Source organism: Mucilaginibacter sp. OK098 (assembly GCF_900142915.1).
Classification (GTDB): Bacteria; Bacteroidota; Bacteroidia; order Sphingobacteriales; family Sphingobacteriaceae; genus Mucilaginibacter.
In genome coordinates this window covers 50,322-76,149 of the sequence record NZ_FRCM01000002.1, presented here as the reverse complement: position 1 = coordinate 76,149, position 25,828 = coordinate 50,322, and the positions used below count along the sequence as shown (strand labels likewise).

Genomic DNA, 25,828 nt, shown 5'->3' with positions numbered 1-25,828 from the left:
GTTATTGCGAGCGCAGCGTGGCAATCGCGAACTTTACAGAACGGATAGAATAGTGTGTAATTTGCAAAGCGTAAAAGCATAGTTCGCGGTTGCTTCGTTCCTCAGCAATGACAAGTTTTTGAAAGGGTGTTGCGGCCTCTGATCGCTAAACTATACCAACCTAATCGTAAATTTCGTACCCACATTAACGGTACTGTCAACCTTTATGGTGCCGCCCATTGATTCTATTTGGTTGCGGGTGATGAACAGGCCAATGCCTTTTGCATCGGTGTTTTGGTGGAAGGTTTTGTACATGCCGAATACTTTATCGCCATAGCGTTCCATGTCAATGCCGATGCCGTTATCTTCAAACACCATGTATATGTGACTATGATCTTTTATGGTACGGCAGGTAATAATTGGCTGCCTGTCCATATGGCGGTATTTCAGCGAGTTGGTAAGCAGGTTTTGGAAGATGCTTTCGAGATAAGCCGGAATGTATTCAATTACCGGGCATTGAGTGAAATCATATTCAATTTTAGCATCGGTTGCCTCTACATTGCTTTGGAGTGCGGAAATCACATTTTTAAATACAGCTTCAAATTCGAGCGTTTTCCGTTCCTTATCAATATCAGTATGGATCATAACTATCTCGTTAAGATGCTCAACGGTAGTGCTAAGGCTGGCGCTTATTGATTTGATGTGTGCAAAAACTTCGGCCCTGTCTTCGGCTGATTCGCTCTCCTCATGTAAATTAACCATAAACTGCAAATTGCCGGAGTGTGAACGCAGGTTATGCGATACGATATAGGCAAAATTTTGAAGTCGTTTGTTTTGATCGTTAAGTGAGTGGATAGATGCCTGCAGGGCCAGGCCTTTCTTTTTAATGCTATCAATATCCTGCAGTATACCCCTAATGGTAATGCATTTGCCATAATCGTCAATAATCGGGAGGCCTTTGGCCCGCACCCAGATCACATTATTTTTGGCTGATCTGAAAAGTAATTCCAGGTCATAAGGTTTGCAGAATTTTACAGCATTATCAATGGCCTCGCTTATAAGCGGGCGGTATTGAGGCTCAAAAAAGCTAACGGCTTCTTCAATGCTTAACTTAAGCTGATCATTTAACTCGTAAATATCAAAGGCCTCTTTTGAAAGCCATAAGCTCATGGTAGGCACATTAATTTCAAAGCCGCTTATTTTGGCTATTGTGCCTGTTTCGTTAAAATGAAAATCGTTTTGGGCCGAGCGTAAACCCAGGATCCTGGCTTTGTTAATATTTACCAATGAACCGGTAAACCGGGCAACGCCATTTTCTTCCCACTTTTTGGTGATACTTTCAAACCACTGGTAACCTGAGGCTTTGGTTAAAAGTCTTATTTGAACGGTATTGGTTTGATCGTGACTGCGGGTGTGGAGCGCTTTTAAAAAAACGGGCTTATCGTGATGGTAAAGCAGGTCTTCAAGAAAAGAATTATAGGAACACTCTATTTCACCGGGTTTATAACCCAGGATAGTATAAAATCCGGCAGACCACTTAACCTCTTTCGTGTTAACGTTATACTCCCAGATCCCCGCATTTAATTGATCAATTATTTGAGCAAGATGGGATGCATCATCAGAATAAAAATTGTTCCCGTCCACAATACTCATATTAATATCCGACTCATTTTGTTTTAATCAGTAGCTACATAGTTCGTAATAGAAAATTCTATGCCAAAAATAGATGTGCGGCAAAACTGTAAGCCAGTCTATTACGGAAACCATCCTAAAATGGTTGGCAATAATATGTAAAATGTTATGAGGATAGATAATTTAGGAGGCTAAACACCCAAAAGTTAATTATTACTTATAGAAGGTTTGCTTGACAGTTCATTCAGCGCATTTGAGGCGATCCATTTAGCCGGCTTGCTGTTTTGCAATAAAATCCGCTGAGCAGCATGTATTGCGTGGCCTCTTAAATTGTTGTTTCTTTTGCCGATTTGCCTTAACGCCCAGTTTACCGCTTTTTTTACAAAGTTGCGGCTATCCCAGGCTTCACGCTCTATTACAGGGAAAAAAGCTATAAATACATCATCAGGGGCGGTTTTGTTGTGAACGGCAAATTCGGCCATCAGCACAAATCCGGCCCGCTTTACAAATTCTTCTTCGGCGGCAGAATATTCAAATGCTTTGCTGATAGCAAATGCTGTCCTATCCAGCAGGTTACCGCATACCTGGTCGCAAACATCCCATGAATCGAAATCTTTTACCCAGCTATCGGCCTGCTTTTCGGTAAATAGCTTTGGGTCTGCTATCAATGAAGCGAGCATCCGGGCCTCGTGAATTTTAATTTTCCACAGGGCCAGTGCAAGGGCATGATCGGTTTTTATACCCTTCGCTATCTTCCTCAATTCGGGGAGGGGGATACCCAATGCATCTTTATCGTTAATACCAAAACGTTTCATCCCCGCCAGGTATTTGGCGTTTGATTTTTGTTTAAGGAGATCGATAACTTCTTCGGTAGTCATGGTAAAACAAATAAGCCGGACGATAGCCCGGCTTAAAAATAGTAAAAGTCCGGAAGACCGGAAAGTCAGTAAAGACCGAAAGTAATTTAGCTTCGCTCTTTTATTCAAATTCCGCATTGGACATTCCGCAATCCGCATTAAAGAAAATCCGAATTCCGAAATCCTTACAAATTTCCTCTCAGTTCCTGTTCTCTTTCAATGGCTTCAAAAAGCGCTTTGAAATTGCCGGCGCCAAATGATTTTGCACCTTTGCGCTGGATTATCTCGAAGAACAAAGTGGGCCTGTCTTCAACCGGTTTGGTGAAGATCTGCAGCAGGTAGCCTTCATCATCCCTATCAACCAGGATGCCCAGTTTTTTCAATGGCCCAAGGTCCTCATCAATATGGCCAACCCGATCTACCAATTCGTCATAATAAGTGGTGGGAACGGTTAAAAACTCAATGCCCCGGCCTTGCAGGGTGGTAACTGTTTTAACAATGTCATCAGTAGCAAGGGCCAGGTGTTGTACGCCTTCGCCCTCGTAAAACTCAAGATATTCTTCAATTTGCGATTTCTTTTTCCCTTCCGCAGGCTCGTTTATCGGAAATTTAACAAACCCGTTCCCGTTGCTCATTACCTTGCTCATCAGGGCTGAATATTCGGTTGAGATCATTTTATCATCAAAGGTTAAAATGTTTTTGAACCCCATGATCTCTTCATAAAAATTTACCCACTCATTCATCTTGTGCCAGCCTACGTTACCTACACAATGGTCAATATGCAATAATCCTGTTGAGGTTGGATTATAGTTAGATCCCATCTTTTGGTAATTTGGTAAAAACGCCCCGGTATAGTTTTTACGCTCCACAAAAAGGTGAACGGTTTCACCATATAATTTTATACCGCTGGTACGCACTTCTCCATGCTCATCGGTCATAGTTTTGGGCTCCTGGTAAGGCTCGGCGCCACGTTTGGTGGTTTGTAAAAATGCATCATAAGCATCATCAACAGACAGTGCAAGGATCTTTACACCGTCGCCATGTTTTTTAATATGTTCGGCTATTGGGTGGTCTGAATGCAGCGGGGTTGTTAAAACCAGGCGGATCTTGCCCTGCTGTAAAACGTATGATACCCTGTCGCGGATACCGGTTTCAGGGCCTGCGTAAGCCAGGTCCTGGAAGCCAAAGGCGGTTTTATAATAAAAGGCAGCCTGTTTGGCGTTGCCTACGTAAAATTCAACATGATCAGTACCGTTAAGCGGTAAAAAGTCAGCTGTTTTTGGTTTTTTATCTATGGTTAGTGTTTCCATTGTTTAATTAGTGAATTAGTGATTGAGTGAATTAGCGATTGGAAGTCAGCTTTTAGCTTTCGCCTTTCAGCTTTCACCTCAGCTCACCCAGCTTTTATAATAATTTTCGTCTTCAATTTTTATAGCATCTTCGGTCAGCATTAGCGGACGGAAAGGATCTATCATTACGGCCAGTTCATCGGTTGCTTCTTTGCCGATAGATTTTTCTACCGAACCCGGATGCGGGCCGTGCGGGATACCGCCGGGATGCAGGGTTATCTGGCCTTTAACCACGCTTTTGCGGCTCATAAAGTCGCCATCAACATAATACAGCAGTTCGTCGCTATCCACATTGCTGTGGTTGTATGGGGCCGGGATCGACAGCGGGTGATAATCAAACTTGCGCGGCACAAATGAGCAGATCACAAAGTTATGCCCCTCAAATGTTTGGTGTACCGGTGGCGGTTGATGCAGGCGGCCTGTTATCGGCTCAAAATCATGGATTGAGAAAGCCCATGGATAATGAAAGCCATCCCAGCCAATAAAATCAAAAGGATGCGTTCCGTAAATGTATGGATAGATCAGCCCTTGTTTTTTTATCAGGATCTTAAAGTTGCCTTTTTCATCAATGGTTTTTAAATCGGTCGGCCTTTTTATATCGCGTTCACAGTATGGCGACTGCTCTGTAAGCTGGCCGTACGCATTGGTATAGCGTTTTGGGATGCGGATAGGACTAAAGCTCTCCACAATAAACAAACGGTTATCAGGCGTATCAAAATCCATCTGGTAGATGGTGCCACGCGGGATCACCAGGTAATCGCCATAAACAAATTTGATATTGCCATAACCGGTTTTAAGCGTTCCGGTTCCTTCATGAATAAACACTACCTCATCAGCCTGGCTGTTTTTGTAGAAATAGTCGGTCATTGATTTGCGCGGTGCGGCCAGCGAGATGTGCAGGTCGCTGTTAACCAGTACCGGCTTCCGGCTTTTTAGATAGTCATCTTCCGGTTCAATTTTAAAACCGATCAGGCTGGTATGTTTTAAATGCTTTTCGCGGGCTATCTTCGGCTCAACGGAATACGGCTCGCCCAACTCTTTTACAAGAGTAGGGGGATACACATGGTATACCAGCGAATACAGGCTGCTAAAGCCTTCGGTTGATACCAGCTCTTCGGCATAAAGCGTACCATCGGGCTTACGGAACTGCGTATGCCGCTTTGGCGGGATAGCTCCTAATGTATGATAAACAGGCATGATTTATTTATGTTGAAATGTTTGAATGTTGTAAAGTTGAAATGTTATCAACCCGCAACACATAATCGGTTTAAATAAAAACGTTTGAAAAGGCAGAATGGTTTTAAAGCTGAAGTAATAATGAAAGCATTACAACCTTCCAACTTTTCAACCTTCCAACAACTTAGTATTGCGCCAACACGATCTTAGCGAGCACAGCATCCCTGAAAGAAGAGGCATCACTCATTGAAGTGAGGCCGAGGGAAAAAAGAAAATGCTTTTGTATGCTCATATTTGAATGTACAAAGTTAGTTCAATTAAATTGATTTATGCAATAGGAAGTCCAAAAGTTAGTGAAATCCGGAAGGTAAAGAAGTTGACTTGCTATTCGAAAGATATCCATTACCTTATTTCTCGCAGGCCTTCGACCTGCGCTGATGGATGTCGCCCTTTCAGGGCTTGGAATATTGTAGTTTTGCTGATTCTGAAGAGGCTTAATATGTTAGCGCTTCGACCTGCGCTGATGGATGTCGCCCTTTCAGGGCTTGGAATTTTCATTTTGCTGGCCCTGAAGGGGCCTAATATCTTAGCGCAGGTCGAAGGCCTGCAAGAGATGAAATGCGAATAATCATTAGAGGAATAATTTTCAAACACCCCGGGTTTTAAACTCACAGGTATGCTAATATTCCAACCTTCTGCAAATAAAAACCTAATCCAACTTAATCAACCTAATCCAACCCAATCAACTAAAATTCCTTAGCTTTGATCGACCAATAGATATAACCTATGAAATTAGTATCCTACAAAACCGATGACCGTGAACACCTGGGCGTTTTTATAAAAGGACATATTTATAACCTTAACTCCTGCGATAAGCTGATCCCCGACAATATGAACGAGTTTTTATGGGGAGGCGATGAACTGATGGACCGCGCGCAACGCATCAATAAAAGTATTGTTTCGGGAAAGCTGGAGGCTAAGGAAGAACTATTTTTTGAAATGCTGGCGCCTGTTCCGCACCCAACATCGTGCAGAGACGGCTACGCTTTCAGACAACACGTGGAAACCGCAAGAAGAAACAGGGGGGCGGCTATGATCCCCGAGTTTGACCAGTATCCTATATTTTATTTTACCAACCACAATGCCATACAGGGAATTGGCGAGATAGAATGTATGCCCGACCATTTTGAAAAGCTCGACTTTGAGCTGGAGGTGGCAGTGGTGCTCTACAAAAAAGCCCGTAATATTAAAGCTGCCAATGCGGATAGCCTGATTGCAGGTTATATGATTATGAATGATATGAGCGCCCGTACGCTGCAAATGGAAGAAATGCTGCTGAACCTTGGTCCGGCAAAAGGCAAGGATTTTTCCACTGTTATAGGCCCATGGCTGGTAACGCCTGATGAGCTGGAGCAATACAAGGTTGCACCTAAACCCGGGCATACAGGCAATGCTTATAATCTGGAGATGAAATGTGTGGTAAATGGCAAGCAAGTATCGGCAGGCAACATGAAGGATATGGAATGGACCTTTGCCGAAATTATTGAACGCTGTGCCTACGGCTGCGATGTGCTGCCGGGTGATGTTATTGGCTCAGGAACAGTAGGAACCGGATGCTTTTTGGAATTGAACGGAACAGGTTTACTGAATGATCCTAACTATGAACCACAGTGGCTTCAGCCGGGTGATTTGGTTGAGATGGAGATAACCGGCCTGGGGATGCTTGGCAACGTTATTGAAGAGGCAGGCAGCGATTTTTCAATACTTAAGCTTAAGAAAAAATAACAGGGGCTGTTTATACTATGCTGACCATAAAAATATCCGACCTGTCGCCGGTTGAAATCCAGGGATATCTGAACTATGCTGTTGCCCCGCGACCAATTTGCCTGGCCTCTACTATTGACCTGGCGGGTAATATCAACCTTAGCCCGTTCAGCTATTTTAATATTTTTAGTGTAAACCCGCCGGTTTGTGTTTTTTCTCCGTCGCGCAGGGTAAGGGATAATACTACCAAGCATACACTGGAGAATATATTGGAAGTTCCTGAGTGTGTGATCAATATCGTGAATTATGATATAGTTCAGCAGGTATCGTTATCAAGTGTGGAGTATGGTAAGGGTGTAAACGAATTTGTAAAATCGGGCTTAACTATGTTGCCGTCTGAATTGGTGAAACCACCAAGGGTAACAGAAGCCAGGGTGCAGCTGGAATGTATTGTTAAGGATGTTATTTCTTTAGGTGACCATGCCGGCGCCGGTAATTTGGTGATAGCCGAAATAAAGCTGATCCATATTGATGAAGCTATTTTAGATAGCGCTGGAAAAATAGACCAGGCAAAGATAGACCTGGTAGCCAGGCTGGGTGGCGACTGGTATTGCCGGGTTACAACTGAGAGCCTGTTTAACGTTGCCAAGCCTAATAAAAATATAGGAATAGGCGTAGATGCTATTCCTTTTGCCATTCGCAATTCTAAAATACTTACGGGAAACAATTTAGGTCAATTGGGTAATGTGGAAGCTTTACCTACAACTATGGATATTGAGGCTTATGCGCAGTTACCAGGCGTAAAAGAATTGTTTGATGGGGAGGATAGCCAGACACAAGTACATTTAAAAGCAAAGCGTTTACTTGAGGATGGTAAAGTTGAAGAGGCGTGGAAGGTGCTGTTAGTTACAGCTTTATAAGCCGCCGATAGGTAATATTTAAAATACTTAATCAGCATAGGTCATTTCATTTATTTTTTTTAGAAATACTATCGCTTCTTTTTGCGCCTGCCTTGCTGTGTTCAAAATGCTATCCATCAGCCAGAAATTATGCGTTACGCTTTTATACCGGTTAAATACTACGGCAATGCCCTGCCTTTTTAACCGGTCTGCATAAAGTTCGGCTTCATCGCGTAATGGATCATATTCTGCTGTGAAAATAAGGGTTGGTGGTACGTGGCTTACATTGCGGGTTAATAGCGGCGATGCAAATTCGCTATGCGCATTAGCATATGGCCCCAAATAGGCTTTATAGCTATTTTGGATTATCTCCAGGGAGGTCAGATACCCTTTTTCGTATTCACAATAAGATGGTGTATCAAAACGATAATGCAAGGCAGGACAGATCAACAGCTGGCCCTGCAGGGTAAGTATTCTCCTTTGGCTTACCAGGTGAATTAAACCTGCGGCAATATTGCCCCCGGCATTATCGCCGCCAATAACTATTTTTTGACGATTAATACCATAATAAAATCCCTGTTTTTTAATCCAGTCAATAACCTCAAGTCCCTGGTATAGAGGTATCGGAAAGCTGTGTTCAGGGGCAAGCGCATAGTCAACTGATATAACAACATAGTTGCTGCCCTCTGCAAGTGTACGGCAAACAGAATCGCTCGTATTTAGACTCCCCGCTATCCAGTTGCCCCCGTGAAAATAGATTAGAACCGGTTTTAGGTTATCGCGGTCTGCATTGTAGATCAATATCTTAAACTCCGGTAAATCATCAGGTGCAAATTTCATTTCATGGATCGACATTGACTCGACTTCCGAAAATGAGGCGATACGTGTAAATTCATCCATCATGTGCCTAAAAGCGTGGATCTCTGCCGGAATCCTGTATTCGGTATTAAATTTTGTCTTCAGCAGTTCTGAGATTACCGGGTGCAAATCATCTGTTTCGGCAGGTGGTTGTTTCATAAATTAAATGATGGGTAACAAAAGGTTATAATAAATTAACCTGGTAAAAAGGGCGATGAAATTAATAAAAGCGGGCACCTGTACTGAATTGTCAGTGCCCTGCTTTTATAAAACAATCAAAAAAAGAAAAAACTTAGAAAAGAATTTATGAGACCAATTGCAGGTTGGCCAGGTGCCCTGAAATCAGGCTTACTTCTTCGCTGCTTAAGCTGCTTTCAATAGCTTTCGCATTTACAATGGCTTGCTCGCTATTCCTGGCACCAACAAGGGCAATGGTTATTCCGGGTTGTGCAAGCGTCCATAATAATACCAACTGTCCGATTGTAAGATTTTTTTCATCAGCAATGGGCTTAATAAGGTACAGGAAATCATTAGTCCGTTTTAAATTTTCATCCTTAAAAAACGAGATTTCGCTGCGATGATCGCCATTTGAAAATTTATATCCCGGTTTCATTTTGCCTGTTAAAAGCCCGCGTTCCAAAGGGCTGTATGCTAAAATGGATTTGTTGTTTTGCAGGCAATACGGAATTAATTCCTCTTCAATTGAACGTTTCACCATGCTGTAGGGAACCTGGTTAGAAACTACATCAACATACTTCTCAGCTTCGGCCAATTGTTTTGCATTATAATTGCTTACCCCTGCATACCTGACTTTTCCCTGCTTAATAAGCCGGGCAACAGCTTCCATGCTTTCTTCTATAGGCGTTGTTGAATCGGGCCAGTGGATCTGGTACAGATCAATATAATCTGTTCCCAGCCTTTTCAGGCTGTCTTCACATTCTTTTATGATGCTTTCTTTCCCTGCGTACTTGTAAATGTCAATGTCATCGCCACTATTGTTTTTACTGCTGAAGCCAAAGTCGCCTTTTTTTAGATCCCAGCGCATGCCATATTTGGTAAGGATTTGAAAGCGGTCTCTTGGAATCCCTTTAATAGCCTCCCCAACAATTTCTTCGCTTGTGCCTTGCCCATATATTGGAGCGGTATCAATAGAGGTTACACCAAGAGAGTAAGATGCCCTTATGGCTTCAATTGCTTCACTGCCTTGAGTACCGCCCCACATCCAGCCCCCGGCTGCCCAGGCGCCAAAAGTTACTTCTGAAAGTGACAGGTCGGTATTTGCAATTTTGCGGTATTTCATAATTGTATTTTTTTAATGAATTTTTCGTTTATTTACAATAACCCTATTGTTTTATGCCAGCACAATAATAATCTGGTTATAACGGCAACAAAGAAACAACTAATGGCGGGTGAGATCAATAACTCACTGCTTTGTTAGTAACTCATTAAAAAATTAGCTATGTCAGAAAGAAAACTCAGTTCCACTAATTATTATAATCAATCGTTCCTGGAAGAAAAGTGCGCGCTTAATGAGCTAATAAATTTATTAAGTAAAAGATGGATGACTGAAGTGTTATTCAGTATTGAAGAAGGCAATAACCGGTTTACTGCTTTAAAGGAAGACCTGGAACATATCAGCGACCATATTTTGGCTGACCGCTTAAAGCTTTTGGAGCAGCAAGACCTGATCAATAAATTGTATTTGCCCGGTAACCCACCGCGTACGGAATATTCGCTTACTAAAAAAGGCGAAGAGTTAAGCGCTCTGCTAGGCACTTTGTGCGATTTTGCAGAAACCCAGATGTCGTTTTAAGAATATGCGTTTTGTGGATTTGAATTAAAAAACTTCCAGTTCAGTTAGCTTTTCCTTTAACTCTGATGCCGATGTAAAATGTATCGATTTTATCCCCATCTTCTCCGCAGCTAAAATATTGCGGTAATTATCATCAATAAACAAAGCTTCTTCAGCCTTAACTTCATGACGATCTAACAGAACCTGGTAAAACTCCGGCGCAGGCTTACGCATTTTTTCGGCGCCTGATACTACTATTCCATCAAACCAGTGCAAAAACTCAAACCGCTCCAAAGCAACTGGAAAGGTCTCTGCCGACCAGTTGGTTAACGCATAAATTTTGTATCTGCCGCTTTCTTTAAGCTCTTTAAAAATCTCAACTGTATCATGAAAAGCTTCGCCCAGCATTTCGTCCCAACGAGTGTAAAATGCGCGGATGTTCTCCTCATGTTCAGGGAATTGTTTAACCAGGATCTCGGTGCCTTCAGCTAATGACCGGCCTGCGTCCTGCTCCTCGTTCCAATCGGAGGTGGTAACGGTGGCAAGGAAGTTTTTCATTTCTTCCTCATCGTTGAAGATAGTGCGGTACATGTAGTGCGGGTTCCAGTCAATTAAAACTGCGCCAAGGTCGAAGATGATGGTGTTGATCATGGGGGTAAAAATAATAAAAATGCTATTGGCCGGTTTCTGCATTCCACAAAATATTCACTGCCGATATTTGCTCATTTTCCATCCGCAATTCGTTATTAACAGTAAATTCGTTTTTGAGATAGAAATCTATTGGCGATGGATAAGGCCGGCCATCAGATTTCAGGTCATTATTATGGTCGATGACCCAGGCGAAAAGTTGTGGGCCTTCTTTTTTTAATTCATTTAGTAAAATTGTACCATACCCTTTTCTGTGGTATGCGTCGCTTAGCATAATAAAGAAGCTTCGTACGGGCCCTGACAATGTCGCTGCCCAGCCCGCTATGCCGTCCATCTCATCTATAAACAGGTAATATTTAGGGTCGATTAGTGTATTTAAAAATTTGTCAAATTCCTCCATGCCTGGAATTTGCATTTTAACCGGATACTCCGTATTCCACATTTTTAAAGCAGCAGCCTTTTGTTCGGGATTAAGAGACGTTTGGATAGTTATTTTCACTGCTATTTATTCATTCTCCAACAAATATCTTTTAAATCCTTCAAAATCCTTGCCTAAAACAGTGGCTTGTTTTTCCTTTTTATGCAGATCTGCAACCTGCTCAGGTATATCAATTTTGGCCGCGATGCTTTCCGGGAACACATCCGGGAATTTGCAGGGATGGGCGGTTGATAAAAATACGCCTGCAGTATCAGGTTTATAATTATCCTGCTGCCAGTCGCGCAGAGCCTGCCATGCTATTGCAGTATGCGGACAAGCCACATAGTTATAATCATCATTAATGAACTTTATTGCAGCAAGGGTTTCGTCATCATCATAACGATAGCCTGTAACCAGGTTTTTAAGCTCATCCATATCGTCCTTAAATAAATCGGCAATCCGAACCCAGTTGCTTGGGTCGCCAACATCCATGGCGTTGCTGAGGGTGGCCACCGATGGTTTGGGTTGATAAACGCCTGATTTTAAATATTCAGGCACGGTATCATTAGCATTGGTTGCCGCTATAAAATGCTCAACCGGTAAACCCATCTTCCAGGCTAATAGACCTGCACCGATATTGCCAAAATTGCCACTTGGTACCGAGAAGATCACTTTGCTGATGCCTTGCTTTAACAGCTGTGCGTAGGCATTAAAGTAATAAAATGTTTGGGGGATGAGCCTTGCTATATTTATAGAATTAGCAGACGTAAGGCGGAATTTTTCATTCAGCTCTGCATCAGTAAAAGCTTGTTTAACCAGTGCCTGGCAATCATCAAAAGTACCGTCGACTTCAACAGCGCGGATATTTTGACCGTTGGTAGTTAACTGTAATTCCTGGATCTCGCTTACCTTGTCTTTTGGATATAAAATAGTAACACGGGTGTTTGGCACGCCTAAAAAGCCAAGTGCAACTGCTCCGCCTGTATCGCCGGATGTTGCTACCAGCACGTCCAGCTTCTTTTCGCCTTTCTCTAAAAAGTAGCTCATTACCCGGCTCATAAAACGGGCGCCAAAGTCTTTAAACGCTAAAGATGGGCCATGCCACAGCTCCAGCACAAATATGTTTTCTTCCAGTTTAACTACAGGAGCTAAAAAGTTGATGGCATCTTTAATAATCGCCTTCAGATCATAAGCAGGAATATCATCGCCAATTAAATGTTGCGCAATGTGGAAAGCAATTTCGGGCAGGGTATACCCATCAAGGTTATTTAAAAATTTGTCGTCCAGGCGCGGGATATTAACCGGCATATAAAGGCCTTTATCCTGCGGCATGCTGTTAAAAACCGCGTCTTTAAATGATACGCGGGTAGATGGGTTTTTGGTACTGTATAATTTCATTTCGGATTTCGGATGTTCGATTTCGGATTTTGTTTATTAGTTATTTATTATTTCTACCGTCATTGCGAGGAACGAAGCAAACTCTGAACTATGCAGATCATGAACCACTAGTTGTGTGGAGACCTGGCAGCGGCTGTAAGGTCCCTGCGAGATTGCGGTTCGTTGATTGTCCTACGCAGAGGTTGCTTCGTTCCTCGCAATGACGCTTGGGGGTATTCGCACATCTACATATTTGCACATCCGCACATCATAAAACTCTCGGCCCTTTGTCATTAATTGTTGATACATAAGTGTTGCTGCCAATGTTTATCCCTGTTAAATGCTGCTGCAGTTTTTGGGTGATACGGTTGGCAGTATCTTCGTCTCGGGTAAAGGCGAAAACTGAAGGTCCTGAACCGCTGATGCCAAAACTTACCGCACCCAGTTCCATGGCCATTTCGCGCATTTTATAAAAATCAGGGATCAGCATGGAGCGTACGGGTTCAACCAAAATATCTTTCATGCTGCGGCCTATCAGGTCAATATCATTCATAAACAAGCCACTTACCAGGCCTGCTATATTGCCCCACTGGGTTACAGCATCCTGCATCCGGATATTTTTACGGATGATCTGCCTGGCCTCGCGGGTAGGTACATCCACATCAGGGAATACTATGGCGCAATACAATCCTTCCGGGTGTGGCAGCCTGATGATATCCAATGGCTCATAGCTCCGTACCAATACAAAACCACCAAAAAGGGCAGGGGCAACATTATCCGCATGACCATGACCGCAAGCCATTTCCTCACCTTTCATGGCAAAGGGCAATAGCTTAGCCGGGTCGGCATCATCGCCTAATAAAGTCTTGATAGCAAACAAACCCGCTACCGTACTTGCTGAACTTGAACCAAGTCCGCTGCCGATAGGCATCTTTTTGTGCAGCTCAATATCCAACCCAATATCGGTACGGCCGATACTGTTTAGATAGTGCTGAACGCTTACGCTTACGGTGTTTTTAGCCGGGTCAAGCGGTAACCTGCCGTCATCACCTGTAATTTTACTAATGGTGATTCCTGGTTTGCCGGTCATTCGCATTATTACCTCATCACCAGGCTCATTAACGGCAAAGCCCAGCACATCAAAGCCGCAAACAACATTGGCTACGGTTGCCGGGGCGAAGACGTGAATTCCCCCCCCACCCCCTAAAGGGGAGGCTTTAATAGCGTCGGGGCTTTTTACTTCTTGTATATTATTTTCCATTTTGTTCTTCAAAAACTCCCCCTTTAGGGGGCCGGGGGATTACGCTCCCACATTAATTAAATCAGCAAATACGCCTGCGGCGGTTACTTCGGCACCTGCGCCGGGGCCTTTTACAACCAGCGGGCGCTCTTTATACCTGTCGGTTGTGAAGGAAATGATGTTATCACTGCCCGATAGCGTAGCGAATGGGTGGCTTTCATCAACCATTTGCAGGGTAATTTCCGCTTTGCCATTTTCCAGTTTGCCTATATAACGCAACACCTTATTGTCTTTTTCGGCTTGCTGTTTCAAGTTGGTGAAATGAGCGTCTTCACTTTTTAAAGCTGCGTAAAAGTCTTCAACAGTTTTAGCTGCTAAGCAAGCTGCCGGTAAAACGCTTTCAATTTGTACGTCAGCTTCTTCCATGGCGTAACCTGCATCGCGGGCTAAGATCAGCATTTTACGCATAAAATCTTTTCCGCTCAGATCATCGCGCGGATCAGGTTCGGTATAACCTTTTTCCTGCGCCTCTTTTACCACATCGTAGAATTTGGCGTCGCCCTTAAAATTATTAAAGATAAACGAGATAGTACCCGATAAAATAGCCTCAATTTTTGCTATACGGTCGCCGCTGTTCATCAGGTCTTTTAAAGTACGGATGATGGGCAAACCTGCCCCTACATTGGTTTCATAAAAGAAGTCAACGCCATGCTGCAATGCCGTATCATGAAAGGTTTTATATTGCTTGTACGATGCTGAGTTGCCTATTTTATTACAGGTAATCACAGAGATGTTCGATTTGAAAACCTGTTCATAAACCTCTACAGGCTTTGGGCTGGCAGTGTTATCAATAAATACACAGTTGGGCAGGTTCATACTTTTCATGCGGGCAACAAACTCCTGCAGATCAGCCGGTTCATTTGAAGCATTTAGCTCTTCCTGCCAGTTATCTAAGGAGACGCCATCAGTATTAAAGATCATTTTGCGGGTATTGCTGATGCCTGCAATTTTTACCTGGATGCCATTATGCTCCTGCAAATATGCGCTGTGTGCATTCAGTTGTTTAAACAGGGTTTGGCCGATGTTGCCGGTACCCAAACAAAAGGCATGCAGTGTTTTGGTAAGCTGGGTAAAAAAGCCATCGTGCACCGCATTCAATGCTTTTGCAAGGTCGCGGGCAGAGATAATAACCGAGATGTTATATTCAGATGATCCCTGTGCAATGGCCCTTACATTAACCCCGTTACGACCCAACGCATGAAACAACTTGCCCGATACACCGGGTGTTTGTTTCATGTTTTCGCCAACTATGGCTATTATAGCCAGGTTTTGTTCAATTACTACATCCTCCAGTTTTTTAGCGAGGAGTTCCAACTCAAATTCCTGTTCTATTAATTTTTTCGCTTTCTCGGTATCATCCGGCTGAACAGCGAAGGTGATGCTGTGTTCGGATGAGGATTGGGTGATGAGGATTATATTGATCTGTTCTCTCGCCAGCAAAGAAAACAACCTGCCGCTAAAGCCTGATTTACCCACCATGCCGCTGCCTTCCAAATTAAGGATGCTGATATTATTGATGGAAGAAATGCCTTTTATAGGCAAGTTTGATGGCTTGCAATCATGACGGATCACGGTACCTTCAAACTCCGGCTCGAAAGTGTTTTTTATTACGATGGGGATCTTCTTTAAAAAGGCCGGGATCATAGTTGGCGGGTAGATCACCTTAGCGCCGAAATAGGATAGTTCCATTGCTTCGGTATAAGTAAGCTCCGGCAATGAAAACGCTTTCTTCACCATGCGCGGATCGGCGGTCATCATGCCGTTAACATCAGTCCAGATCTGGATCTCCTGCGCATTTAATGCCGAGCCGAATATGGCCGCAGTATAATCGCTGCCACCACGGCCCAAAGTTGTAATCTGCCCGGCTTCGTTAGCAGCTATAAACCCGGTAACAAAAAGCACTTTATCGCTATGTTCCTGCTGAAAGCTGCGGATCAGCAGCTCAGTAAGTTCCATATTCACCTTAGCCTGGCCAAATGAGCTGTCAGTTTTTATCAGCTCCGATGCATCAACACAATATGATTCCGGAAAATGCTGTGCTGCAATTTTGCAGATCATCAGGGTTGAGCAGCGTTCGCCAAAGCTCAATACCTGGTCGCGGGTTTTAGGGGTAAGCTCTCTTAGAGTCAATATGCCCTGTAGCAAGTCTTCCAGGTGGTTAAAGAAAATCTTCAGGCGGGTAAACGCAGGGTTTTGATTTTGAACGGTAAGCAGGCTTTTTACCACATCAAAGTGGCGTTTTTCCAGTTCGGCCAATTGTTCGGTAAATTCCACACCGTTTGCGGCGCCTTCGGCCATTGAGAGCAGAAGGTTGGTTACCCCGCTCATGGCTGAGAGTACCACTATTGGTTTTTCTTTATTTTCAACTTCGCCTTTTACAATGTTCAATAAGGTTTGGATGCTTTGAACTGATCCTACGGAAGTACCGCCAAATTTTAAAATTTTCATTACTGCGTTTAATATTAACAAAAACGCCTTCCTCTTTTCGGAGGAAGGCGCTCATTTGGTTTTTTATGTTTTTACACCATACGATTATCTTCCTCCGGATTTTACGCCGGTGGTAGTAATTGTTGTTGATGTGGTGTTGTTAATTATCATATATATTATGTCTGTAAAGTAAGTAGATATTTTTTTAATAAACAAGAGTTATTTTACTTTTAATAAAAACAGGGATAAATACAACGATTTTTAATATAATTACTCATTATATGAGCAGAACAGTAATATTAATCTTGTTTTTAATTATAGCAAAAACCGGACTTGCACAAAAAGGAAAAGATACCATTGTATATAAATTACCTGTGGTTAATGGGAAATTAACATACACCGATAGCGTAAAGGTACAAGGACATAATAAAGCCGTGTTGGATAACGTCGCAAAAAAATGGATCAACAGTTATTTTAAATATCATTGGGCTGATACCTTATCGAAAGATAAGGATGTCAGGAGTAGTGTTTTGAGCTGGGCTATTCTTGAATTTCGCGCTCCTCCAAATTCAATGAGAGTGGTATACTATGATTATTACATGCGGGTAACTATTAAAATTAATTGTGAGGATGGTTATTATACCTATAAAATTTCTGACGCGTACTTTAGGCCTAAAAGCAATTTTTTTAATAAAATAGTTGCTCATCCAACCAACGCTGATTGGTTAATAGATACTTATAAGAAGAAAGACTACGGTTTGATGCACAACTTTGATGGCAGTACGATAAGATACTACCTGTCTTGCATAAATACGGCGATAATTAATTGTATTGTATCACTAAATAAGGCGATGGCAAATTAATAAGAAATATAGAAGCTGTTGTAATTGTATTCTGTATATACAAAAGTATATCTATATTTGATATATAATTAATGAGTATGAAAAGTGTCCTTTTAAAATTAGATGACAAACTGTTTGAGGAAACAGACAGGCATGTTAAAGCCGAAAAAACCAGCAGGTCGAATTATATAAAAATTGCCATCGAACACTACAATAAATGGCAAGCTAAGAAAACCTTGGAAGAACAAATGGAACGTGAAGTGCAATTGTTAAAACAGTTTGATTCTAACAGGGAACTTATTGAAGAATTTGAGCTGGCCTCATTAAATGATATGAAAAAACATTTAGATGAGTAGAGTTTATCCTAAACAATACGAAATATGGTTTGCAGATTTAGACCCATCTATAGGAAGCGAACCAGGTAAAATTCGCCCAATTGTAATAATACAATCGGATGTACTTAATAAGGCAGGTCATAGAACCACTATCGCCTGTGCTATATCTTCATTGTCGACTGCTGGCGTGTCATTTATTCGTATATCAATCGATTCGTCAGGATATAACGGACTATCAAAAAAATCCTATATTTTATGTGATCAGATAAGAGCAATTGATGTTTCAAGGTTAAAAAGCAGAATAGGTATGCTCGAACAAATTGATATAAACCGCTTAAACGCTAGCGTTCAGGCAATTCTTTCACTTTAATGCAGGGATTAATTACAAAATCAACCGGAAGTTGGTACCAGGTGCAAACACCCGCAGGGAAGCGAATCGATTGCCGGATAAAAGGGAAGTTCAGAACGAAAGGGATCACCACAACTAATCCATTAGCAGTAGGGGATATAGTTGATTTTGAAATGGAACCCGACCAGGAAACCGGGGTGATCACCAATTTACAGCAGCGTAAAAATTATATCATCCGCAAATCCATCAATCTATCGAAACAGGGGCAAATAATTGCCGCTAATCTCGACCAGGCGATGCTGGTGGTTACTTTGGCATCCCCGCGCACCTCATTAGGGTTTATTGATCGTTTTTTGGTAACCGCCGAAGCTTACAGCATCCCGGCAATGCTGATCTATAATAAAGTGGATCTTTTTAGTGATGAAGGGCTGGAGATATTGGCTGATTATAAAGCCGTTTATGAAAAAATAGGGTATCCCTGTTACGAGGTTTCAGCATTGGAAGGAACCAATATTGAAAAAGTACAGGAGTTACTGAAGGGTAAAGTAACCTTATTTTCAGGGCATTCGGGGGTAGGGAAATCAAGCCTGATAAACGCTTTACTGCCTGATCTTGACCTGCGTACCCACCAGGTATCTGACTGGAGCGATAAAGGGATGCACACCACCACTTTTGCCGAAATGTTTGAGCTACCTCAGGGGGGATTCATTATTGATACCCCCGGCATCCGCGAACTGGGGGTTATCGACATAGAAAAGCAGGAGCTAAGCCATTTCTTCCCCGAAATGCGCCAGCGCATGAACCAATGCCGCTTTAACAATTGTCGCCATATTAATGAGCCGGGCTGTGCAGTGCTTGAAGCGGTGGAAGAAGGTGAAATTGAGCTATCGCGATACGAAAGTTATTTAAGCATTTACAATGGGAATGATACGAGGAGTTAGTCTGTAAAGTCCGAAAGTCCGAAAGTAAAACCAATCCGTCATGCAGAATTTATTTTCGGCATCTCATCATAAAGGTTATCGTGCGACTGGTTGGCTGTATAAAACCGTAGCAGGCGGAGTGCAGGAACAAGTTACCTGATAATATATCGAAAAGCCAGACTTACGAAGTTTATAAAACTTTGTAAGTCTTAAGCCAAACCACTTATTTTTTATTTTTCGCTGATGCCAGGTAATCCCTTAAATAACTGCACTCATTTACAGCAAGCTTATAAAAGGCGGTTTTTGAATAACCGCTTTTTAATCCGGCAAAATAAGGGTTGTTCCTTACTGCCTTATCGTACTGACCATTTGACTCGCCAGACCAGCCTATGCCATCAGGCGCTGTAATTTGTTTTTGCCGGCATTTTGCAGCCATATAGGTGCATTTTGCTTTAAATTCCTGATCGGTACTTAACTGGTATGCCTTTAAATAATATTGTTCGGCGGTTTTGGTTTTTATATAATCATTATCATAACTATACAGGTTTTGACGGCCATAATCGTACGAAGACCATTCGTACGAAATTAAATAATAGGCATTGCCGTAGTGAGTAGCATTGTACAAACCTGTTGCTATTTGAAAATAATAGGATGCTGCGTTTTTAGGATCAGACTTAAGTTTACCCTGAAGCGATAACATCTTTTGCGCAAACATAAGCCTGTTAAACGGTTTTGAATTAGCGTTTAAAAACACTTTCGGATAATCATGCAACTGGTTAATAAACGGATCGGCCATTTCTAATGAGTCGATATACATGTTAATCCCTTTGTTGTAACCTTTGATGCTGATCTTTTTAAATGCAGCTGTGGCCATACTATAGTTATGCTCACGCAGATAATCTGTGCCTAACAGGTCGTAAAGCTCGTTGGTTTTTATTTTTGAGAGTGATCCGGCAAGGAATTTTAAATACGATGATCCGGTTGGGTTCAGCTTCCATGCTATCAGCTGGTTTACCTGCGGCGAATGCAGGTAATGCGTCCAAAACTGGGGAGAGGTATTTATTGTGTTTAAATTATTATTTGCTGATGAATCAACCGGATTGAATATTTTTTCACTTTTAAGGATACATAGCGCTGCTTTTATAGTGTCTTTTTGTTTTAAATAAGCTGTTGATAAAACCAGGTTGTAAAAGTCCCTGGCAGAAGAAGCAAACCGGCTGCTGTTATACCCCCTGGCATACCCGTTATCATCGCCGGATTTTATTTTTTTTAATTGCTCAGCAACTTTATTGTCAAGCCATTTTAACGAGGGTAATAGCTGTGCTTCATTAACATCGTTTAATTTTTCAAACTTTTGTGCGGTAAGCAACAGGTTTACCAATTGTTTTTGGTCGTTTAGCTTTGGGCTTAACTTTTCATTATTCACCTTGCTTAAATAGTTTAAACCATCAGCTGTATGGCCGCCTTCCATCCAGGAAAGATAGGCCGATGCAATGTAACCAAGAGCCGGCTCCGCATATTTACCATCTGCGGAGAGCTTATTACAAACCTTTTGCAATTCGTTAATTTCATTTATTGCCTCCTGGTTAGTTTTGCCGGCTTCCGGATCTTTGTAACTATTATTGTATGTAAGCTGGTTGCCAAGCCTGGGCGAAAGATATTTTAGCTCCAGCTTGTTTAACTCGCGAACCAGTAATACTCCTACAGCTTCGGCATGCGGGTCATACTGGTACACCTTTTGTAAATAGGGGATATTGTATTCCATATTGCCAAAACCATCAATGGCATATATAAAAGCCCTTTCGGTATTGTTTGCGGCCAGGGCTGCAACTTTATCGGCGTTAGCCGAGCAATAGTGGAAGTTTTTATAAGCCTGAACGCGTCTTTCAGGATATAAGGCAAACACTTTTGAAAACAGGTAAGCCGCCTTACCGGTATCACCAAGCCTTCGTTCTTCGCCGGCTTTAAGCGCCAGAGCCCAACCTTTTACATGGCTATCAGACTTATAGTCCGCTATATATTCATCATATACGGCCATGGCCTGTTTAAAATCAGTACTGTAATGCAGCAAGCGTTCGGCCTGGTAGAGGTAACGCAGCTTGATGAATTTATCTTTTTCGGTTTTTGCTCTTTTCAGGGCTTCCAGACCGCTATTATATAACTTATTGGTATCAACAGGCTGGGGGTTCCATTGGTCGTAACCAAAATTTGCCACACGTTCAACACCTTTAGCAAAAAGATAGTATTGCAAAGCGCTGTCGTTATTTCCAAATGCAATTGCGTAAAAAAAGGAATTGGATTTTAAACCGTCGGGCAGCTTATTTTTACCAATAAGCTTATCATGCAACATGGCAGAATCTCCCTTTGCATCACCGTACAAAGCCGCTTTAACATCTTCTGTTTTTATATCTCTGCCCAGGTAAGCCGCCCATTCTTTTGCGTTAATGTCCTGTTCGCTTTCCGGCTCTTCATCATTAAATACATAATTGTACGATAAATAAAATGAGCCGTAATTATGCTCGCCCTGCACGTTGTTATGGAAAAACGAAACGTAGTAATCGTAAGGGTCATCTTCGCCCGAGCAGGCTAAATCAACGGCAATGCCCACAAAAAAGACCGCAATAAAGCTAACGCAGTAAATTATTAACCTTTTGGAGGTTGGGGAAGGTATAAGGTTTAATAACCGTTTCATCAAGATGGAAATAAATTACGTTAATAGTATCCGTTTTTATCAGCGGCGATATATAGCTTGCTACAGCCTCCAAAACAGGCACAGGGATAGCTTCCCAACGCACTTCATCGGCTTTCAGTAATCCATATTCGGGAAGATCTGCGGCTGCTTTGTAAATGTTATTTCCTATAAATATAAATTGATTTTTGTTATTTAAATCAACAATTTTTATTCTTTTTGAAATACCGATATATTCCCTGTTTCTAAACGCTACGGCCCAGCTAAACAGGGGTAATCCCACATCAACCGGCATGGGGTATTTGGAGATATTATCACCTAAATATTTCTTTAACTCGCTAATTTCCAATATGCTGTTCTGGCTGCCATACTTGCGCAGGTTGCCCATATTATAACACATCAACATGACCCTGCTAACGGGTGGAATGCCGCTGCCTTTTTGATTTTTTAGCTGATGCAGCCGTAGTGTTGCCGATAACGTTTTGTGCTTTAGCGCAGGGTTTAATTTTAACCGGTTTAGCAGGTAAAAATAGTTATCGCGGGTGCTGGTTGTCCAGTCGCAATCTATTTGTAATTCGTTAAAAGAAGTGTTGCCAGCCTGTTGCACTTTGGCGGTTACGAATGTTATCAGCTTAGCTGCCAAATCATCCAGCCGGGCTTTTGTTATGGTTTTTAAAACATCATTAACAATAAACACTATCGGCACTATTTGTACGCTATCCGGCAGCTTATCCTTAAATGTAATGGGCGATATGGGGACCGGGGAGATACCATCCTCATCCATATTAACATCCATTATGCGCACGTATAGTTTATGCGACTGGAATTGTTTGAGGTAGGCGGTTTCAGTTGGATTTGTTTTGTAAACGGTTTTCCAGTAGTAAAAAGACGTGTTTACTTTTTTGGATTTATGACAGGAGGGGAAGAGAGAGGTAAGAAGCAAGATAGCAAGAATCAGGAAAGAAGAATAGGTTGATTTTTTCATCTTGATTCCTGACTCTTGCTTTCTTGAATCTATACCAAAGCGTTTTTAAAATCATCCAGCAAATCATCCAAATCCTCAATACCAACAGATAGCCTGATCATCGAATCAGAAATTCCCATTTCAGCTCTCTTTGCAGCGCCTAATTCGTTAAATATGGTATGTGCAACCGGTATGGCTAAAGTGCGGGTATCGCCCAGGTTACTTGATTTAATAACCAGTTTTAGCTTGTTTAAAAAGGCAAAGCAATCAATGCTTTCATCAAGCTCGAAACTCATCAGTCCGCCGAATTTATAAAACAGCTCGCCGGCAAGCTTGTGTTGCGGGTGCGATTCAAGGCCGGGGTAATAAACTTTTTTGATCAACGGGTGCGCTTCAAAAAAGGTGGCCAAAGCCATTGCATTGCTGCAGGCCCTTTCAAGGCGCAGGGCCAATGTTTCAGAACCTACAGAAATAGAATGTGCTGCTTCAGGTGCAAGGGTGCCACCTGCATCACGCAGGCCTTTTTTGCGGATCTGGGTCATGCCTAAAACTTCGGGTTTAACCTGGGTTTTAAAGGTTTCGAAGATATTGGGGAAGTTAGACCAGTTAAACAGTCCGGTATCGGTAACACTGCCGCCAAGCGCGTTGCCGTGGCCGCCAATATATTTGGTTAATGAGTTGATGACCAAACTTGCCTTTACATCAACAGGTTTGAAGATATAGGGCGAGGTCATGGTGTTATCAACCACATAGATAATTCCTTTTTGCTCGCACAGTTTCCCTATTTCCTTAAGATCGGCTATTTGTGTTGCGGGGTTGGCAATGGTTTCAACAAAAACCATTCGGGTATTGTCCTTTATTTCGGCCTTTATATTATCTATTGAAGTAGCATCAGTAAATGTAATATCAAGCCCCATATCCATAAACGACTGGAACACGCTGCGGGTGTTGCCAAACAAAAAAGAGCTTGCCAGCACATGGTCGCCATGTTTTATCAATGCCAGGATAGTAGCTGAAATGGCAGCCATACCGGTAGAAAAAGCAATAGTCGACAAGCCATTTTCCATTTGCGTTACCTTTTGCTCAAGCGCCGAAACAGTTGGATTGCCCTGGCGTGAGTAAGCGTAGCCTTTTTTCTTGTTCTGAAAAATATCAACAAGGTCCTGCACATCATCGTAACCGTAAGTAACCGCGGTGTGGATGGGTTTGTGTAAAGCGCCGTGTTCTGGTTTGCCTAAACGGTCGGAATGTAAAATAGTGGTTGTGAATCCTCTGGAAGCCATGTTATATAGAAAATAGTATTAACAAACAGATTGCGAAACTAACAAAATTGAAAGGGAGTTTTAATTAAATCTCAAATTAACAGTTTAAATGCTTGATAGATTTACATTAAGTTGATTATGTTTGAATTCAACTTAGTCAACAATTCACTTAATCTAACTTAATAAACTAATTATCCGTGAGAGCTGTAATACAACGTGTTTCTGAAGCAAGCTGCAGGGTGGATGATAAAATTACCGGGGCCATAGGCCATGGCTTTTTAGTTTTACTGGGGATTGAAGATGCCGATACGGATGAAGACCTGCAATGGCTGGCTCAAAAAATAACAAACCTGCGTGTTTTTGGCGATGAAAACGGACTGATGAACAAAGCATTGGCAGATATAGACGGGGGTATTTTGCTGATTTCGCAGTTTACGCTGTTTGCCCAAACCAAAAAGGGAAACCGGCCATCGTTTATACGGGCAGCAAGGCCGGATAAAGCTATCCCGCTTTATGAAAAAATGAAAAGCACGCTTGAAAGCCTAATAAATAAAAAAGTTGAAGCTGGGATTTTTGGGGCCGATATGAAGATAAGCTTGGTGAATGATGGACCGGTAACTATTATAATGGATACGAAGAATAAAGAATAGGCACGTATTAGCTCGAATTTTATCGAATTTCACGAATTAAAACGGTGGTAAAGGTAAATTGTGAAATTTTACTGTTTATCATTTACTCAATTCGCCTTTATTCAATTCGTGTAATTCGCAATAATTCGTGACATTAGTGCCCATATGGAAATTAAGGAAGCACAGCATCTGGTAGATAACTGGATAAAAACAACCGGGATCAGATACTTTAACGAGCTCACCAATACCGCCATTTTAATGGAAGAAGTTGGTGAAGTCGCCCGCATCATGGCAAGACAATATGGCGAGCAATCGTTCAAAAAATCGGATACGCAAGTTAACCTGGCTGATGAAATGGCCGATGTGCTTTTTGTGCTGATCTGCCTGGCAAACCAAACCGGGATTGATCTTACTGATGCGCTGGAAAAAAATATGGAAAAGAAAAGTATAAGAGATGCGGACAGGCATAAGAATAACGAGAAGCTGAAATAATTATAACCACTTTGTCATTGCGAGCGATAGCGTAGCAATCTCATTGAATGCTTAGCGGCTATGCAAGTTCTACACCATTCTATTCGCTCTGTATAGTTACGAGGTTGCCGCGCTTCGCTCGCAATGACAAATTTGTTATGTTAATTTTATCAATCGTTCCCCATCCAATACCGGGATAGCCGTTGTTATATCTACCTGCAGGCAAAACTCTATATCCTTTTCAATACCCAGTTTTTTCAAGCGTTCGCTGTGGGATGTTTTTTTGAGATATGCGTTTATGTCGTTTTTGCCGGCCTGGTACAGGTCATTTGCGGCAATGGCGGCATCATCAAGCTTTAGGCCGGTTGCTTTAAGCTGCTCAACTACGGCGCCGGCAAAAAGGGTATCTTCCAGGTTGAAGTTATTTTTCCAGCCTGCGCATACCAGCAAAATACTTTCGTTTTGGGTTTTAAGCCAGTTGCATAAAGCGGTAAGGTTCAAAAATGAACCGATCACTATTCTTTTTGCACTGCGCGACAGGTGCAGCGCCTGCGTACCATTGGTAGTGGTTAATACGATGGTTTTGCCGGCTACTTTTTCTTTTGTGTATGAGAATGGGGAATTGCCAAAATCAAAACCGGTAACCACCTCGCCATTGCGTTCAGCAGCCAGCAAATGGCCGTGATTGCGGTAAGCTTCGCATGCTTCAATTTCAGATACCGGGATTATCGCCTCCGCACCGTTCTCAATGCCATAGCAAATGGATGATGTAGCCCTGAAAATATCAATGATCACAACAATGTAATCCTCCACATTGTAAAGGGGGATCAGAAGAGGGGTGAGGCAAACATTGAGGTCATTAGTCATTGTGTCATTAGTCATTGGATGGTT

Annotated in this window: 24 protein-coding genes; 9 read left to right on the top strand and 15 right to left on the bottom strand. The window is 42.2% G+C overall.

Annotation, left to right across the window (positions count from 1 at the left end; genetic code table 11):
• Positions 1–150 precede the first annotated feature (150 nt).
• The 4 genes from BUE31_RS31590 to BUE31_RS07400 all read right to left on the bottom strand — a co-directional run bounded on the left by BUE31_RS31590 (position 151) and on the right by BUE31_RS07400 (position 5,014).
• The gene (locus tag BUE31_RS31590; protein ID WP_317042437.1) at positions 151–1,623 is read right to left on the bottom strand and encodes a PAS domain-containing sensor histidine kinase; all 1,473 of its coding nucleotides are present in this window, start codon (positions 1,621–1,623) and stop codon (positions 151–153) included.
• Positions 1,624–1,817: 194 nt separating this feature from the next.
• The gene (locus BUE31_RS07410) at positions 1,818–2,489 is read right to left on the bottom strand and encodes a DNA alkylation repair protein (protein WP_073401895.1); all 672 of its coding nucleotides are present in this window, start codon (positions 2,487–2,489) and stop codon (positions 1,818–1,820) included.
• Positions 2,490–2,653: 164 nt separating this feature from the next.
• Positions 2,654–3,778 carry a 4-hydroxyphenylpyruvate dioxygenase gene (gene hppD / locus BUE31_RS07405; RefSeq protein WP_073401893.1) on the bottom strand — a complete coding sequence of 375 codons (1,125 nt, stop codon included), beginning with the start codon at positions 3,776–3,778 and terminating at the stop codon, positions 2,654–2,656.
• Positions 3,779–3,856: 78 nt separating this feature from the next.
• Positions 3,857–5,014, bottom strand: a complete 1,158-nt coding sequence (locus BUE31_RS07400) for a homogentisate 1,2-dioxygenase (RefSeq protein ID WP_073401891.1) — start codon at positions 5,012–5,014, stop codon at positions 3,857–3,859.
• Positions 5,015–5,779: 765 nt separating this feature from the next.
• Between BUE31_RS07400 and BUE31_RS07390 the strand changes: the two genes are divergently transcribed.
• Positions 5,780–6,778 (top strand): fumarylacetoacetate hydrolase family protein, encoded by a 999-nt coding sequence (locus tag BUE31_RS07390; protein WP_073401888.1) that lies wholly within the window; start codon positions 5,780–5,782, stop codon positions 6,776–6,778.
• A 17-nt stretch (positions 6,779–6,795) separates the two neighbouring features.
• Entirely contained in the window at positions 6,796–7,677 is an 882-nt protein-coding gene (locus tag BUE31_RS07385) for a flavin reductase family protein (RefSeq protein WP_073401886.1), read from the top strand.
• Between the two features lie 27 nt (positions 7,678–7,704).
• Here the strand turns inward: BUE31_RS07385 and BUE31_RS07380 are convergent, their stop codons facing one another.
• Both BUE31_RS07380 and BUE31_RS07375 read right to left on the bottom strand, forming a co-directional pair.
• Positions 7,705–8,673 (bottom strand): alpha/beta hydrolase, encoded by a 969-nt coding sequence (locus BUE31_RS07380; RefSeq protein ID WP_073401884.1) that lies wholly within the window; start codon positions 8,671–8,673, stop codon positions 7,705–7,707.
• A gap of 145 nt (positions 8,674–8,818) precedes the next feature.
• Complete coding sequence (locus BUE31_RS07375) at positions 8,819–9,814, bottom strand: aldo/keto reductase (protein WP_073401882.1); 996 nt, start codon at positions 9,812–9,814, stop codon at positions 8,819–8,821.
• Between the two features lie 159 nt (positions 9,815–9,973).
• Here BUE31_RS07375 and BUE31_RS07370 point away from each other — a divergent pair, with 159 nt between their 5' ends.
• Positions 9,974–10,327 (top strand): winged helix-turn-helix transcriptional regulator, encoded by a 354-nt coding sequence (locus BUE31_RS07370; RefSeq protein ID WP_073401880.1) that lies wholly within the window; start codon positions 9,974–9,976, stop codon positions 10,325–10,327.
• Positions 10,328–10,351: 24 nt separating this feature from the next.
• Here BUE31_RS07370 and BUE31_RS07365 read toward each other — a convergent pair whose 3' ends face one another.
• From BUE31_RS07365 to thrA, 5 genes are all read right to left on the bottom strand, one after another.
• Positions 10,352–10,957 (bottom strand): HAD family hydrolase, encoded by a 606-nt coding sequence (locus BUE31_RS07365; RefSeq protein WP_073403038.1) that lies wholly within the window; start codon positions 10,955–10,957, stop codon positions 10,352–10,354.
• 22 nt (positions 10,958–10,979) lie between these two features.
• Positions 10,980–11,453, bottom strand: coding sequence for a GNAT family N-acetyltransferase (locus tag BUE31_RS07360; protein ID WP_073401878.1), 474 nt, complete (start codon positions 11,451–11,453; stop codon positions 10,980–10,982).
• A 6-nt stretch (positions 11,454–11,459) separates the two neighbouring features.
• The gene (gene thrC, locus BUE31_RS07355; protein ID WP_073401876.1) at positions 11,460–12,770 is read right to left on the bottom strand and encodes a threonine synthase; all 1,311 of its coding nucleotides are present in this window, start codon (positions 12,768–12,770) and stop codon (positions 11,460–11,462) included.
• 247 nt (positions 12,771–13,017) lie between these two features.
• Positions 13,018–14,010 (bottom strand): homoserine kinase, encoded by a 993-nt coding sequence (locus BUE31_RS07350; protein ID WP_083619462.1) that lies wholly within the window; start codon positions 14,008–14,010, stop codon positions 13,018–13,020.
• Positions 14,011–14,049: 39 nt separating this feature from the next.
• Complete coding sequence (gene thrA / locus BUE31_RS07345; RefSeq protein WP_073401874.1) at positions 14,050–16,497, bottom strand: bifunctional aspartate kinase/homoserine dehydrogenase I; 2,448 nt, start codon at positions 16,495–16,497, stop codon at positions 14,050–14,052.
• Positions 16,498–16,757: 260 nt separating this feature from the next.
• Here thrA and BUE31_RS07340 point away from each other — a divergent pair, with 260 nt between their 5' ends.
• The 4 genes from BUE31_RS07340 (at position 16,758) to rsgA (ending at position 18,943) form a co-directional block, all read left to right on the top strand.
• On the top strand, positions 16,758–17,339 hold the full coding sequence (locus BUE31_RS07340; protein WP_073401872.1) for a hypothetical protein: 582 nt from the start codon (positions 16,758–16,760) through the stop codon (positions 17,337–17,339).
• A 77-nt stretch (positions 17,340–17,416) separates the two neighbouring features.
• Positions 17,417–17,674: a hypothetical protein gene (locus BUE31_RS07335; RefSeq protein WP_073401870.1), complete on the top strand. Its 258-nt coding sequence runs from the start codon at positions 17,417–17,419 to the stop codon at positions 17,672–17,674.
• Positions 17,667–18,023, top strand: a complete 357-nt coding sequence (locus tag BUE31_RS07330; protein ID WP_073401868.1) for a type II toxin-antitoxin system PemK/MazF family toxin — start codon at positions 17,667–17,669, stop codon at positions 18,021–18,023. The genes BUE31_RS07335 and BUE31_RS07330 overlap by 8 nt, the downstream gene beginning before the upstream one ends.
• The gene (gene rsgA, locus BUE31_RS07325; RefSeq protein ID WP_073401866.1) at positions 18,023–18,943 is read left to right on the top strand and encodes a ribosome small subunit-dependent GTPase A; all 921 of its coding nucleotides are present in this window, start codon (positions 18,023–18,025) and stop codon (positions 18,941–18,943) included. Before BUE31_RS07330 ends, rsgA begins: the two co-directional genes overlap by 1 nt.
• Positions 18,944–19,145: 202 nt before the next feature.
• On the opposite strand, the gene BUE31_RS07320 is transcribed toward rsgA, so the two are convergent.
• The 3 genes from BUE31_RS07320 to BUE31_RS07310 are packed head-to-tail and all read right to left on the bottom strand — an operon-like array spanning position 19,146 to position 23,858.
• Positions 19,146–21,614 (bottom strand): hypothetical protein, encoded by a 2,469-nt coding sequence (locus tag BUE31_RS07320; RefSeq protein ID WP_073401864.1) that lies wholly within the window; start codon positions 21,612–21,614, stop codon positions 19,146–19,148.
• Complete coding sequence (locus BUE31_RS07315) at positions 21,550–22,596, bottom strand: hypothetical protein (RefSeq protein WP_073401862.1); 1,047 nt, start codon at positions 22,594–22,596, stop codon at positions 21,550–21,552. Before BUE31_RS07315 ends, BUE31_RS07320 begins: the two co-directional genes overlap by 65 nt.
• Before the next feature lie 29 nt (positions 22,597–22,625).
• The gene (locus tag BUE31_RS07310; RefSeq protein WP_073401860.1) at positions 22,626–23,858 is read right to left on the bottom strand and encodes a cystathionine gamma-synthase family protein; all 1,233 of its coding nucleotides are present in this window, start codon (positions 23,856–23,858) and stop codon (positions 22,626–22,628) included.
• Positions 23,859–24,034: 176 nt separating this feature from the next.
• On the opposite strand from BUE31_RS07310, the gene dtd reads away from it, so the two are divergent.
• Both dtd and BUE31_RS07300 read left to right on the top strand, forming a co-directional pair.
• The gene (gene dtd, locus BUE31_RS07305) at positions 24,035–24,487 is read left to right on the top strand and encodes a D-aminoacyl-tRNA deacylase (protein ID WP_073401858.1); all 453 of its coding nucleotides are present in this window, start codon (positions 24,035–24,037) and stop codon (positions 24,485–24,487) included.
• Positions 24,488–24,631: 144 nt separating this feature from the next.
• Positions 24,632–24,958, top strand: coding sequence for a nucleotide pyrophosphohydrolase (locus tag BUE31_RS07300; protein ID WP_073401857.1), 327 nt, complete (start codon positions 24,632–24,634; stop codon positions 24,956–24,958).
• 135 nt (positions 24,959–25,093) lie between these two features.
• On the opposite strand, the gene BUE31_RS07295 is transcribed toward BUE31_RS07300, so the two are convergent.
• Positions 25,094–25,819, bottom strand: a complete 726-nt coding sequence (locus tag BUE31_RS07295) for a 2-phosphosulfolactate phosphatase (protein ID WP_234997769.1) — start codon at positions 25,817–25,819, stop codon at positions 25,094–25,096.
• Positions 25,820–25,828: the final 9 nt, after the last annotated feature.

Excerpts from the sequence above, each read along its gene's own strand:
- BUE31_RS07370 (WP_073401880.1), top strand. The coding sequence starts at position 9,974 with ATGTCAGAAAGAAAACTCAGTTCCACTAATTATTATAATCAATCGTTC.
- BUE31_RS07315 (WP_073401862.1), bottom strand. The coding sequence starts at position 22,596 with ATGAAAAAATCAACCTATTCTTCTTTCCTGATTCTTGCTATCTTGCTT.
- rsgA (WP_073401866.1), top strand. The coding sequence starts at position 18,023 with ATGCAGGGATTAATTACAAAATCAACCGGAAGTTGGTACCAGGTGCAA.
- BUE31_RS07335 (WP_073401870.1), top strand. The coding sequence starts at position 17,417 with ATGAAAAGTGTCCTTTTAAAATTAGATGACAAACTGTTTGAGGAAACA.
- thrC (WP_073401876.1), bottom strand. The coding sequence starts at position 12,770 with ATGAAATTATACAGTACCAAAAACCCATCTACCCGCGTATCATTTAAA.
- thrA (WP_073401874.1), bottom strand. The coding sequence starts at position 16,497 with ATGAAAATTTTAAAATTTGGCGGTACTTCCGTAGGATCAGTTCAAAGC.
- BUE31_RS07300 (WP_073401857.1), top strand. The coding sequence starts at position 24,632 with ATGGAAATTAAGGAAGCACAGCATCTGGTAGATAACTGGATAAAAACA.
- BUE31_RS07330 (WP_073401868.1), top strand. The coding sequence starts at position 17,667 with ATGAGTAGAGTTTATCCTAAACAATACGAAATATGGTTTGCAGATTTA.
- BUE31_RS07380 (WP_073401884.1), bottom strand. The coding sequence starts at position 8,673 with ATGAAACAACCACCTGCCGAAACAGATGATTTGCACCCGGTAATCTCA.
- BUE31_RS07390 (WP_073401888.1), top strand. The coding sequence starts at position 5,780 with ATGAAATTAGTATCCTACAAAACCGATGACCGTGAACACCTGGGCGTT.
- BUE31_RS07340 (WP_073401872.1), top strand. The coding sequence starts at position 16,758 with ATGAGCAGAACAGTAATATTAATCTTGTTTTTAATTATAGCAAAAACC.
- BUE31_RS07365 (WP_073403038.1), bottom strand. The coding sequence starts at position 10,957 with ATGATCAACACCATCATCTTCGACCTTGGCGCAGTTTTAATTGACTGG.
- BUE31_RS07295 (WP_234997769.1), bottom strand. The coding sequence starts at position 25,819 with ATGACTAATGACACAATGACTAATGACCTCAATGTTTGCCTCACCCCT.
- BUE31_RS07385 (WP_073401886.1), top strand. The coding sequence starts at position 6,796 with ATGCTGACCATAAAAATATCCGACCTGTCGCCGGTTGAAATCCAGGGA.
- BUE31_RS07320 (WP_073401864.1), bottom strand. The coding sequence starts at position 21,614 with ATGAAACGGTTATTAAACCTTATACCTTCCCCAACCTCCAAAAGGTTA.
- BUE31_RS07350 (WP_083619462.1), bottom strand. The coding sequence starts at position 14,010 with ATGGAAAATAATATACAAGAAGTAAAAAGCCCCGACGCTATTAAAGCC.
- BUE31_RS07375 (WP_073401882.1), bottom strand. The coding sequence starts at position 9,814 with ATGAAATACCGCAAAATTGCAAATACCGACCTGTCACTTTCAGAAGTA.
- hppD (WP_073401893.1), bottom strand. The coding sequence starts at position 3,778 with ATGGAAACACTAACCATAGATAAAAAACCAAAAACAGCTGACTTTTTA.
- BUE31_RS07410 (WP_073401895.1), bottom strand. The coding sequence starts at position 2,489 with ATGACTACCGAAGAAGTTATCGATCTCCTTAAACAAAAATCAAACGCC.
- BUE31_RS07310 (WP_073401860.1), bottom strand. The coding sequence starts at position 23,858 with ATGGCTTCCAGAGGATTCACAACCACTATTTTACATTCCGACCGTTTA.
- BUE31_RS07400 (WP_073401891.1), bottom strand. The coding sequence starts at position 5,014 with ATGCCTGTTTATCATACATTAGGAGCTATCCCGCCAAAGCGGCATACG.